This is a genomic window from Streptomyces sp. NPDC048288, from assembly GCF_043201555.1.
Taxonomy (GTDB): domain Bacteria; phylum Actinomycetota; class Actinomycetes; order Streptomycetales; family Streptomycetaceae; genus Streptomyces.
This window is the reverse complement of record NZ_JBICZD010000001.1, coordinates 388,939-401,340: the sequence shown is the minus strand read 5'-3', so window position 1 is coordinate 401,340 and position 12,402 is coordinate 388,939. Positions and strand designations below refer to the sequence as shown.

The 12,402-nt window shown below is 65.9% G+C and carries 8 protein-coding genes; 6 read left to right on the top strand and 2 right to left on the bottom strand.

What is annotated here, in order from left to right:
- Positions 1–20 precede the first annotated feature (20 nt).
- The 3 genes from ACGFZS_RS01700 to ACGFZS_RS01690 all read left to right on the top strand — a co-directional run bounded on the left by ACGFZS_RS01700 (position 21) and on the right by ACGFZS_RS01690 (position 3,753).
- Positions 21–1,649 carry a CocE/NonD family hydrolase gene (locus tag ACGFZS_RS01700; RefSeq protein WP_393793448.1) on the top strand — a complete coding sequence of 543 codons (1,629 nt, stop codon included), beginning with the start codon at positions 21–23 and terminating at the stop codon, positions 1,647–1,649.
- Between the two features lie 75 nt (positions 1,650–1,724).
- Positions 1,725–2,570: a helix-turn-helix domain-containing protein gene (locus tag ACGFZS_RS01695; RefSeq protein ID WP_393793447.1), complete on the top strand. Its 846-nt coding sequence runs from the start codon at positions 1,725–1,727 to the stop codon at positions 2,568–2,570.
- Positions 2,571–3,351: 781 nt separating this feature from the next.
- Entirely contained in the window at positions 3,352–3,753 is a 402-nt protein-coding gene (locus ACGFZS_RS01690) for a hypothetical protein (protein WP_393793446.1), read from the top strand.
- 269 nt (positions 3,754–4,022) lie between these two features.
- On the opposite strand, the gene ACGFZS_RS01685 is transcribed toward ACGFZS_RS01690, so the two are convergent.
- The gene (locus ACGFZS_RS01685; protein ID WP_393793445.1) at positions 4,023–4,769 is read right to left on the bottom strand and encodes a hypothetical protein; all 747 of its coding nucleotides are present in this window, start codon (positions 4,767–4,769) and stop codon (positions 4,023–4,025) included.
- 44 nt (positions 4,770–4,813) lie between these two features.
- Positions 4,814–6,208, bottom strand: a complete 1,395-nt coding sequence (locus tag ACGFZS_RS01680; protein ID WP_393793444.1) for an AAA family ATPase — start codon at positions 6,206–6,208, stop codon at positions 4,814–4,816.
- Positions 6,209–6,402: 194 nt separating this feature from the next.
- On the opposite strand from ACGFZS_RS01680, the gene ACGFZS_RS01675 reads away from it, so the two are divergent.
- From ACGFZS_RS01675 to ACGFZS_RS01665, 3 genes are read left to right on the top strand one after another with little or no spacing between them, the layout of a single operon-like run.
- On the top strand, positions 6,403–9,309 hold the full coding sequence (locus tag ACGFZS_RS01675; RefSeq protein WP_393793443.1) for a DEAD/DEAH box helicase family protein: 2,907 nt from the start codon (positions 6,403–6,405) through the stop codon (positions 9,307–9,309).
- Positions 9,306–10,787, top strand: a complete 1,482-nt coding sequence (locus ACGFZS_RS01670; protein ID WP_393793442.1) for a restriction endonuclease subunit S — start codon at positions 9,306–9,308, stop codon at positions 10,785–10,787. Before ACGFZS_RS01675 ends, ACGFZS_RS01670 begins: the two co-directional genes overlap by 4 nt.
- Complete coding sequence (locus tag ACGFZS_RS01665; protein ID WP_393793441.1) at positions 10,784–12,370, top strand: N-6 DNA methylase; 1,587 nt, start codon at positions 10,784–10,786, stop codon at positions 12,368–12,370. The genes ACGFZS_RS01670 and ACGFZS_RS01665 overlap by 4 nt, the downstream gene beginning before the upstream one ends.
- The last annotated feature ends 32 nt before the right edge of the window (positions 12,371–12,402 follow it).

Here is a 12,402-nt window from a genome sequence, read left to right as displayed (position 1 = left end):
GAGCCTGGAGCGCAACCGTCATGGTCGATGTGAACGTGGCGCCCTTCGAGACCGAGGTCCGCACCCGCGCCGGAGATCTCGTCCGGGCCGACGTCTACCTTCCCGCCGACCGCGAGGGGCCGTTCCCGGTCGTCCTCGGCGCATCCCCGTACCAGAAGGCGCTGCGGCACCTGCCGCCGCACCCCGTGTTCCCGTTCATCGAGTACGGCCCCATCCAGCTCTACCTCGACCACGGCTACGCCTACGTCGTCATGGACGTGCCCGGCACCGGTCGCTCCGAGGGCACCTGGGACCCGGTGTCGCGCGGTGAGGGCGACGCGATCCACGACATGATCGAGCACGTCGCGGCCCAGGCATGGTCCACCGGCGCGATCGGCATGATCGGCATGTCCCACTACTGCTGGAGCCAGTGGAACGCCGCCCGCACCCGCCCGCCGCACCTGCGGACGATCGTCGCGTACGACGGCGCCACCGACATGTACCGCGACTGGATGTACCACGGCGGCATTCCGATCCAGGGCTTCCTGAGCACCTGGCTCTTCGGCTCGGTGCTGGTCCAGCACCAGATCGACGGCATCGACTTCGGCGTCGGCGACAAGCAGGACTTCGTCTACGACGTCCTCTCCCATCCCCTGGACGACGAGTGGCAGCGTCGCCGCTCCCCGTTCTGGGAACTGCCGGAGATCGAGATCCCCGTGTTCTCCATCGGCGTGTGGGGCAAGGCCGCGCTGCATCTGCGCGGCAACTTCTACGGCTTCGAACGCGTGCGGGGTCCCAAGAAGCTGCTGGTGGCCCACCCCGACAGCTTCGCCGCCGCGCAGCGGTACTACTTCGACGAGGACTTCCACCGCACCGAACTGCTGCCCTGGTACGACCACCATCTCAAGGGCGCCGACAACGGCGTGATGGACAAGCCCGACGTCCGCTTCTACGTCAACGGCGAGGACACCTACCGCTCGGCGTCCTCCTGGCCGCCCCCGGACGTGCGGACCAGCACCTTCCACCTCGCGGGAGAGCACAGCGGCGCCGTCCGCTCCCTCAACGACGGCACGCTCACCGAGACCGGGCCCACGTCGGACCGGGCGTCCACCTCCTGGTCCTACCCGGACCCCGAATGGACGGCCGGCGTCACGGTCTTCGACAAACACGGCGTCCCCGACCACGTCGCACGCGTCAACACCTTCACCACCGCGCCCATGACCGAGGACCGTGAGTTCACCGGCCACGCCACCCTGACGCTGTACGCCTCCACGGACCAGGCCGACATGGACGTCATCGTCAAGCTGTCCCTCGTACCCGGCGACCCCGGAGCCGGGGCCCCGATCAAGGTCAGCCAGGGCTGGCTGCGCGCCTCCCACCGCGCCGAGGACCCGGAACTCACCAGCGACATGCGCCCGTTCCACCTGCACGGCGCCCTGGAGCCGGTGGAGCCCGGGAAGGTCTACGAACTCCGCATCGAGCTGCTGCCGCTGTCGTTCCTCGCCCGCGCGGGCGACCGCATCCGGCTGGAGATCACCAACCAGGACTCGCTGATCGCCGACGCCCCCATGACCCACTTCTACGGCCAGAAAGCCGGGACCGACACCTACCACCACGACCGGTCGCACCCCTCGGCACTGCACCTGCACGAACGCCCGCGCCCTCGGTAGGGCCGCTCCCCGGCTTTACCCAGAAGTGAGAAAGGAGGTCCTGCCCGGGCAGGGAATTCGAACGATGATGATCGCATGGCATCGACGAACCACTTCGGCGTCGCCCTGCGAGGCTGGCGTGAGCGCCTTTCGCCCCTGGCAAGCGGACTGGAGCCCGACGCCGCCCGGCGCATTCCCGGTCTGCGCCGCGAGGAACTGGCCCGGCTGGCCGGTCTGTCCGTCGACTACGTGGTGCGGCTCGAACAGGGCCGCGCCCGCAATCCCTCCGCCCAGGTCGTCACCGCCCTGGCCAGGGCCCTGCGGCTGGACACCGCCGAGCGCGACCACCTGTTCCGCTGCGCCAGTCTCGCGCCGCCCGCCGGCGGCGCCGTACCACTGCACGTGCCGCCAAGAGTGCATCGGCTCGTGCGGCAGATGAGCGATGCGCCGGTCGCGGTCTACGCCGCCGACTGGACGCTGGTCAGCTGGAACCGGATGTGGACCGCCACCGTCGGCGACCCCCGTACCTACGGCTGGGACCAGGGCAATCTCGTCGCCGGGATGTTCCGTTCCCGCGGCGGTCACCGGGTCGATTCCATCGCCGCCTGGCCCATACGCTCCTGGGCGGGCGACGAGGCCGAGGAGGAGTCCCTCGCCGCCGACCTGCGGGTCACGGCAGCGGCCTACCCCCACGACGCCCGTCTCACCGCACTCGTCGACCGGCTGCTGCACACCAGCCCCCGCTTCGCCCGCCTGTGGTCCAACGGCACTGCGGGCCACCACACCGGCGACCGCAAGACCATCGAGCACCCCCTGGTCGGCGACCTCGCCCTCGACCTCGACGTCCTCATGGTCCCCGGCTCCGACCTCCGTATCGTCACCTACTCGGCCGACAGCGGAACCGACGACGCCGAGAAACTGGACCACCTGCGCGACCCGTGACCCGGCGCGGCGGCTGTGCGGCGCACCGTCCCCCTTCCGGCAGGGGCCCAGGACACAACCGACCGCCGTCAGCCCCGACTCGGCAAATTCGCGCCGCCCCCACCTACGGACCGGCGCCGGACGCCACCCGTTCACGCGTCATCCAGGAGCAGCTCACAGCCAGAGCCCGCACAGCCGCACATCCGCACACCGGCCGGGAGTCCTCCTTCTTCCGTGCGCTCCGCAACGGAGTCGAACTCACGAGCAGCGGATTCCGCCCCTTGGCCCAACGAACTGAACCCGCGCCTTCGATGAGACGTTTCCGCAGATCAAAGACCTGCACGAGTGGGGCGGATGGGACTCGAACCCACGGCCGACGGATTATGAGTCCTTGAGGATCTTGGCGGCCCTTGTCGATCATTGCTTATCTTGGCCGTTTACCCAGGTCAGACGCGGTTTGGTGCCTCGGCCCTTCTCGGTCCTTGTCAGTCCTTTCCGATCTTTGTGTCCAGGTTGTGGCGTCCCGACCATGCGATCGTTGGTCAGGTCGTGCCGTTGGCTGACGCGCAGTGGGTGTACCTGGCCCCGAATACAGCTCACAAGTCATGACGAGCAGGCCGAGGACCAGAAGGAGGGGCTTGTCGGTGGGTACCGCTACGATCCGGGATGCTTCACGGGACGACGAGCGGAGTCAGGGAATGAGCGATGTGAACGAATCAACTGTCAAGCGGAAGTTGGGGATCCCGAGCTGGCGGAATCTGTCCAAGGACAAGGTGCTCAAGTTCGCGGCAGCGATGCCGAGATGGCCACCGAGGTGCGGCTCAAGCTCATTGAGCAGTTCCGCGCCTTTAAGGACCTGGGCAAGACCGACATCGATGCGGTCGCAGAGGCTCACAAGTCCACTCTCGCAGCCAACGAGAACAGTCAGAACCACTTCTATCAGGCTTCGCAGGACCAGCGGGACGCCCTACGGGCTGACCCCGGTCGGGACGACCTCAGCTGGGCACAGCGGGAGGCCCTCCACGACCGGCTCGACCAAAACGTGCGGCAGGTGTACCAGAAGGACAGCGAGAGCAAGCACTTCCTGGGGGCGGGGATGAAGGTGGTGGCAGCCGCCGGTGCAGCAGCCCTCGGGCTGGGCGTGGTATTCGTCGGCGGCAAGCTCGCTGGAGCGAGCCAGGACGGCTCCGAGAAATCCCACTAGGGCTGTTACTGATCAGGAACTCATGAGGTTCTCGTCCAGGGTGAGGACGTGCGGGCCGCCGAAGTAGCCGCGAACGATATGCGGCTGGCGCTGGCGTCCGCTCCGTCCGCCGGAACCACAGGTAACAGGAGACGCCACCGGCCCGGTCGTGGACTGGCTGCAGGTCTACACACACTTCCAGCCCCATGACGCCGAGCCCCTGGCGGGCTCGCCGTGGTTGTCCGTGAGTAACGACGGCGCGCGTGAGAACAGATCTCCGGGGGCAGCCGTTAGGCGCCCTCCGCCGGTACCGACTGCATAGGGAATTCAATCAACGTCGCCGCACGCAGTTCTTCGTTTCGCAGCAGGGAAAGAACTTCGGGCGGCTCGTCGCTCATAACCAAGGCTGCTCCCGGGAGCACGGCTTGGCGCAGCATTGCCTGCCACACGTCGGCAAACGGCTGCCCCTTCAGTACGTCCAGGGCATCGCGCTCGGCCTTCCCGTCGCCCTGTTGCCGAGCCCTGCCCCAATCCCTCAGCACGATCCGGATGTTCAGCTGCGCCAATTTCCGGCCGGCTATCAGGCGTCGCTCGGGAAGGTTGAGGCCGAGCACGTTGACGGTCGTCCGCCCCTTGTCGGTCTCGCCTCGGTACTTGCCTTCCCTGAGATTCAGCAGCAAGTGGTCGAACGGGTCGTCCCTGGTTGGATCGACTAACAAGGGCTCGCCAGTCCCTGCGTCACACTCCCACCAGTCCCGCTTGTATGTGCTGTTGCACGGCCCGCACACCAGAAGGTGGTTGGGCCAGAAGAAGGTCTTGAGCGCGTCGTGTTCCCGTGGTTCGAAGTGTTCGACGTCGGTCGCTCCGAAACCACCGCAGTACATGCAGCAACCAAGAACTCCCGGGGCCATCTCACGGAGCACCGCACGCAGCCCCTGCTTGACCTCGTCCTCACTCTTCCACAAGTTGTCCGCGTATTTCTTGCGTGCACCACTTGCTTCGTCCCTGAGCCCGATCCGCCCCGTGAGCACCGTCATCCGTGCCATAACAGCCTCGGGTAGCTCGAGGCGTTGAATCGGGATCACGCTTCGCGCTCCCGGGACAGCCGATAACGCTCCATCACTTCATCGACACGGGCCACCGGCGAACTGGAGAGGCGCTCGCGCAGCTGCAAGTACTCGTCGGTCTGCTCGGCGCCGGCCCGCCCGAGCAGGACGTCGTACTCCAACTCGGCCAGCCTGTCCCGCAGTTGACGCGCCTCGTCGGAATACGGCGAGTCAAGGCCGAACAAGTCCGAGAGCGCCGCGTCATCCCCCGTCCCATAGACGATCCGCCCGAACAGATCTCCGTCCACCATGTGTGGTGGCTCCTGCTCTCCCGCCCCCGGCAGCCGGATCAGCCCGCCCGGGTCCGCTGCCTGACAGATGTACGGGCTGTGGGTGGTGACGATGAACTGAATCGCCGGGAAGTGCGCCGTGAGCCAGTGCCCGATGCGCTTCTGCCATGTCATATGCAGATGTGCGTCGACTTCATCGATGAGCACCACCCCCGGGTGGGGCAGTACGACCGTGCCACCATCACGTTCCTCGAAGGTGAGGGTCCCGTACGCCGCGTGCATTTGCCGGACGATGTCAAGGACCAGGGCGACCACGGTTCGTTGCCCGTCGCTCATCTGCCGCAGCTCGATTTTGGCGCCCGCGGGGTCGTAGCCGTCACGCCGCCGCAGCCACATCCCGTCGGAGTCGACGCCTTCGATGCGATAGCTGTCCGGTAGCAGCGCGTCGTTGCCGTCACCGTCATTGAGCAGCCTCAGAACCCAGGCCTTGAGCTCGCGAATCCCGGGGCGTTTTTCCAGGGAGCGCAGGTGGAGGGAGAGGAGCCAGTCAAACGCCTCGGTGAGGGCCGACTGCTCCTCGAAGAGGGTGCGGAGCGCGGTGGTCCGGTCGAACTGCTGCGGAGTGCGCTCGTAGAGGCCGGTACCGGTGAGGCGCCGGAAGGGTCCGTAGGCGGCACAGAACCAGCCAGGCGGTGGGGCCGAGGACCACATGGTGGAGGTGAGGCCCCGGTGGCCCGAGAAGACGACCTCGGTAGGCGGCTCGAAGTCTTCGACGACCCCGTCGAAGACGCCCGCGTCAACTCCCTCATCCTGCTCCGGCCGCCATTCGAGCCGTGCTTCCGCCGTACCCCCGCGTGGGGCCATCGCATCGGCGGCCCGGTCAGTAATGACTTTGGCCACCACTGAACCCCGGGTTGCCCCGTGAGTCAGGTAGTCTTCGAGCTCCGGCTCTAGCTTGTGTGCACGGCGTCCCCCGGTCAACGTGAGCGCGAGCATACGCAGCAGCGTGGTCTTGCCCGAGCCGTTTCGCCCAGCCATCACTGTCCAGCCCGCATATCCGCCGCTGGGCCGGGTGAAATCGAGGTCACAGGCGCGAGGCCCGTGGAAACCACGCACCCCGTCAACCTTGAGCCTCGCCACGTACACCGGCCTATCCTTCCCTCGGCATGACATCCGACACACCGTGTGTGATATCGCCCACTGTACGGACCACCAGTGACAGCGGCAGTCCCGGGCTTGATCTTTGCGTACGCTCCCGGTCCGCGTACAGCGGCTGCTGTAATCGGTGTACGGACAATCAACCGGTCCGGGCAGAGACGTACTGGGGAGGGACCATGAGCGGTGCCACACCGGAGTGGGCCAGAACGACGGAGACGGCGCTGGCCACCTCGGGCTGGCGGGTCTACGGGCCAGGCGAACGCGAGCTGGGCGTTGCTCACGAGGCTGTGCGTTCCCCGGTCTCTCCCACCCTGGTCCTGTTCACTCTCTACGTGCAGCGTCGCCTCTGCGGGATTGTCGCCGCCGGTCCCGCACAGAGCGACGAGCAGGTTCTACTCGACACTGCGGCCGAACAAGCATCCCGGATCGCGGACCGGCACACTGACCGCGCCTGGCGGGGCGCCCACCCCCTCCCCTTCCAGTACGCCGCCAACGGTGCCGGCTGGCGGTTCCGCAACACGCTGGACGCCGAAGAGCTCGACGGCACCCTCGCCCCTGACAGCCCGCAGGGTGGCGTGCGCAGTCGACGCGTATTCGCCCCGCATCAGCCCGCCACGCTGGAACGTTGGATGCGGGAAGCCGAGAGAACGCCGACTGCTCCTACCTTCCGTGCCCGCCTGCGCAAGCTCCCCGCCGTGCGCCTCGACCACAAGCGACTGCGCTCCGCCCAGTACAAGTCCATCAAGGCGCTGGAGAAGTCCCTCGCCCGCGACCAACAGCGGGCCCTCATCCAGATGGCGACCGGGGCGGGGAAGACGTACACCGTCGTCCAGAGCAGCTACCGCCTGCTGCGGCACGCTGGCGCCCGCCGGGTGCTATTCCTGGTGGACCGCAACAACCTGGGTAGACAGGCGTACAACGAGTACCGGGACTTCGTACCGCTCGGAGCCAAGACGCCCTTGCACGAGCAGATGCCACTTCGTTTGTTCAGCAAGGGCGCGATCGCGGACTCGGACAAGATCGTCATCTCCACGATCCAGCGGCTGTGGTGCAAGCTCTCGGGGAACCCCATGCCGGCCGAAGACGACGAGAGTTTCGAGACCGAGCGGGCCGACCGGCTTGCCGGGCGCGTGGCGTCCGTGAATTACTGCCCCGATCTGCCGCCCGACTACTTCGACGTGATCGTGGTCGACGAGTGCCACCGGTCGATCTACGGGCGCTGGCGCCCTGTCCTGGAGTACTTCGACGCCCATGTGGTCGGTCTGACCGCGACGCCAATCCAGCAGACCTTCGCCTTCTTCGGCAACAACCTGGTCAGCCAGTACACGTACGAACAGGCCGTCGCCGACAACGTCAACGTCGACTACGACATCTACAAGATCGGCACACGGATCACCCAGCAGGGATCGGCCATCCCCGCGTCGAGTACGGAGATCCATCCCGACGGCACCGTCCAGCAGATCAACTCGGTGATTGCCAAGGTCCACAAGCTGACTCGCGCCGAGCAGTGGCAGACTATGGAGGAGGACGATCCCTACGTCCGCACAGAGGTCAACCATCGGGTGCGTTCCAGCGACCAGCTCCGCCTGATTGTGAAGACTTTCCGGGAAAATCTCTTCACGGAGATCTTCCCGCCGATCGTTGACCAGGAGACCGGCGAGATCCAGAGCCGGGAAATCGTTCCCAAGACGCTCATCTTCGCCCAAAACGACCTGCACGCCGATGCCATCGTAGAGGCCGTACGTGATGCGTTCGCGGCCGGGGACGGCTTCTGCAAGAAGATCACCAGCCAGGCCTCTCGTCCCGACAAAGCGCTGTCCGACTTCCGCAACAAACGCGACCTGCGCATCGCCGTGACCGTCGACATGATCGCCACCGGCACGGACATTCCGGCACTGGAGTGCCTGGTCTTCATGCGAGACATCCAGACCTGGTCATACTTCGAGCAGATGAAGGGCCGCGGCGCCCGCACGGTCAAGGACGTCGATCTCGTCAAGGTCACAGCGGACGCCGTCCATAAGGATAGGTTCGTAATTGTTGACGCGGTGGGGGTCACTGAGCATCCGAAGACCGACGCCCGCCCGCTGGTACGAGACGACACCGCCCCCGTGCCGAGCCTCGTGCGGCTCCTAAGCGCCTGCGAGAAGAGCGAGCATCTCCATCCCGACGACATCGCCACCCTCGCCGGCCGCCTCAGCCGTCTCGGACGCCGCCTGGATGAGCGGGGCCGGGCGGCCATCGAGGAGCATCTGGATGCCGACCAGACGTACGAGGGACTGGTCCGCTCCCTGGTCCGGGCCCTCGACACTGAGCAGCCAACGGTGGTACGCGCGGAGAATCCGGCGCCGGACGAGAGGGATGAGCTGGACGGGTTCGTAGAGATCGCCGACGCCGTGGGCCTGCTGACCGCGAATGACGAACTGCGTGCCGCAATTCTCAGAGCCGCCCAAGACAGCTGGCTGCTGATCGACCACCTCAGCGAGGACCAGCTCCTTGAGGCACGCGGCCTCCTGGACGAAGAGGAGGCCCGCAGGGTCGTCGACGACTGGCGGACGTACATGGCTGAGCACGCAGACCAGATGCTGCCGCTGCAGCTTGCCTTCCAAGAACGGCAGCCACCCCGCGAGGTACTCCGCGAACTCCGAGAGCTGATCGACAAGGTCCGGGCAAGTCGGCGTGAATGGACCGAGGCCAGGCTCTGGAAGGCATACGTTGACCTGGAGATCGCCAAGGGCGTCGCCAGGCGGAACGCCGGACTGGTCGAGTTCCTATCCGTCATGCGGTACGAGCTCGGGCTCGATGGAAAAGAGTTCCAGCCATATCGCAGTACGGTTGAGCGTCGGCTGGAAGCGTGGCTCGCCCGCCAGGAGACGGCAGGCGTCGCATTCGACGACCGGCAGCAAGCATGGCTACGGCAGGTCGTGAACGTTGTAGCAGCCAACGCCACGCTCACGGTGACCTCGCTGGACGAGGGCCGACGAGCGGCGGCAGGCGGCTACGGCGACTTCGTAGATGCTTTCAAGGACAGCCGGTGGCAGCCGGGTGAGCTGGTGGACGAGTTGGACAGGGAATTGGGTGCGTGAGCGCGAGCAAGGTTGAGGATGGCAGCAGGAGCTGTGTTAAAGGGCTGCCAGCGGGGTGGGCGTGGGCGTGGGTAGCGGATGTCGGTGACGTCGAACTGGGCCGATCGCGCCATCCCGACTGGCACGAAGGCCCCGAAATGCGACCCTATCTGCGGGTGTCCAACGTCTTCGAAGACCGCATCGACCCGACAGGTATGAAGGAGATGGATTTCTCCGGGGTCTTCGATAAGTACCGCCTGGAGCCCGGCGACATCCTTCTCAATGAGGGCCAAAGCCCTCATCTCGTCGGCCGCCCCGCCATGTACCGAGGCGAGCCCGCAGACGTGGCATACACCAACAGCCTCATTCGCTTCCGGGGCAACACCGGGATCTTGCCCGAATGGGCGCTGCTCGTCTTCCGCCATCATCTGCACTCCGGACGCTTCATGCGCGAGGTCCGCATCACGACGAACATCGCGCATCTGTCAGCGGCACGGCTGAAGGTCGTGGAATTTCCGGTCCCGCCCACCGCCGAGCAGCACCGCATCGCCGCCGCCCTTAACATCCGCATGGCCCGGCTCGACACCATCGAGCGCAGCGTCATCTCCGCCCGCCGCGACCTCGCCGCCCTTCGCAAGGCCATCCTGCTGGACGCCGTGCCGGAGCCTGAACAGTGGCCTGCTCACTGGACGGCCACGACGACCGGCAGGGCCGGAACCGTCGAATTGGGTCGTGCCCGGCACCCCGACTGGCACACCGGCCCGAAGGTGCGTCCATACTTGCGCGTCGCGAACGTCTTCGAAGACCGCATCGACAGCAATGACGTCAAGGACATGGACTTCTCCGGGGTCTTCGATAAGTATCGCCTGGAGCCCGGCGACATCCTGCTGAACGAGGGCCAAAGCCCTCATCTCGTCGGCCGCCCCGCCATGTACCGGGGGATCCCTGAGGGGGTCGCTTTCACCAATAGCCTGTTGCGCTTCCGTGCCAGCAACGACGTGTTGCCCGGCTGGGCACTTCTGGTGTTCCGCCGTCACCTCCACGCCCGGCGTTTCATGCGCGAAGTGCGCATCACCACGAACCTCGCACACCTCAGCGGGGCCCGTCTGAAGGCTGTTGAGTTCCCGGTGCCGCCGCTCGGGGAACAGCAGCGGTTGATCCGCACGACCAAGCAGCGCCTCGCAGCCCTCGATCGCATCGAACTCGGCCTGGACCGCACTGTCCGGCACAACGCCGCTCTGCGCCGAGCCCTTCTTTCCGAAGCCTTCTCCGGTCGTCTCGTTGCGCAGGATCCGGCTGACGAGCCTGCTGAGGAGCTGCTCAAGCAAATCCATGTCGAGCGCGATGCAGCCGACGCTGATCGAAAAGCCGCACGGAAGACAGCTCGCGCTAGACGGGCGGCGAGGGTGGATACCGCTCCTCCACCCCCTATAAGCACACACGACACGACCCTCACCGATGGTGAGCAGACCGCCCTCCCTCTGGAGTTCAGCTCGTGAATCAGGAAGCCCGCCGGCTCGTAGATCGCCTGTGGAAATACTGCAATGTCCTGCGTGACGACGGCGTCTCCGCCTCGAGCTACCTGGAACAGCTCAGCCTCTTGGTCTTCCTGAAGATGGCTGACGAGACGGAGCAGCTCAATGCCCACCGGCCCGACCCGGCCGATCACGAGTACATGCTGCCCTCCACGCCCGAGTGGCAGGGCCGCGGTTGGTCCGAGCTCATCGACCTCGAGGGTGACCCGCTTGAGGAGGCATACAGCAAGCTACTCACAGACCTCGGCCACCGAAGTGAACAGAACGACCACACCACCCTCAGCTTGATCTTCAATCGGGCCCGCAACCACATCGAGAACCCGGCCCATCTCCGCCGCCTGATCGTCGACCTCATCGACAAGGAGAAGTGGCGCAACTCTCGTTCCGACATCAACGGGGCTGCGTACGAGGCGTTGATCGCCCGCAGCGCGTCGGACACCAAGGCCGGTGCGGGCCAGTACTTCACCCCGCGCGCGCTGATCGAGTCCATCGTGCGGTGCATGCGGCCAACGCCGCGCGACACGATCACCGATCCGGCTTGCGGCACCGGCGGCTTTCTGATCGCCGCGTACGAGTACATCATCCGAGACTGCGGTGACGACCTCCCGGACGACGAACTCCACCGTCTCCGCACGGAGTCGATCTGGGGTCACGAGATCGTGCCTGCGACCGCGCGCCTCGCCGCTATGAACTGCCTCTTGCACTCACTCGGTGACCCCGTTGGGAAGCCGATCATCGAAGTCGGCGACGCCCTGGCCAAGCCCCCCGAGCGGCCTGCCAGCCTGGTGCTGGCGAATCCGCCCTTTGGTAATAGGTCGGGTATCAAGATGTCCGGCAAGGAAGCGGACGCCGAGGTAGACGACCGCGACAACGTGACCTACAACCGCCCAGACTTTTGGGTGGGCGAACAGACCACGACCAACAAGCAGCTGAACTTCCTTCAGCACATCGGAACCCAGCTCACCGACAGGGGCAGGGCAGCTGTAATCGTCCCCGACAACGTCCTGTACGAGGGCGGCCCCGGCAGTGTCGGCGATCTGGTCCGCCGCGAACTGCTCACCGGCTACAACCTGCACACCATGCTGCGCCTACCGGAAAACATCTTCTACGCCGGCGGCGTGAAGGCCCACGTCCTCTTCTTCGAAGCAGTCTCCGAACATCGCACAGACGACGATCCACCACACACCACCCACGTATGGACGTACGACCTCCGCACCGGCAGCCGCTTCACTCTCAAGAAGAACCCGCTGAAGCCCGAGCACTTGGCTGACTTCGAGAGGCAGGCTTTCGACCCATCCGACCCGGACCGTAAGCACCGCAAACAGTCCGACCGGTTCCGGCGCCACAGGGCCGCAGAGCTCCTGGCCCAGAAGCAAGTGAACCTGGACATCGCCCGCCTCAGCCCCGAGGCGTCGGCGGCCAATGAACCTCAGAAGTCCATCGACGAACTGACCCGATCCGTAGCCGGAGACCTCCGCTTGGCCCTGGCTGAGATTGAGGCTTTCGCTCAGGAACTCGGCGTCGACCTCACCGCGGTGTCGGAGTGAGCTGAAGTCATTCACCCGTTTACCCCTATACA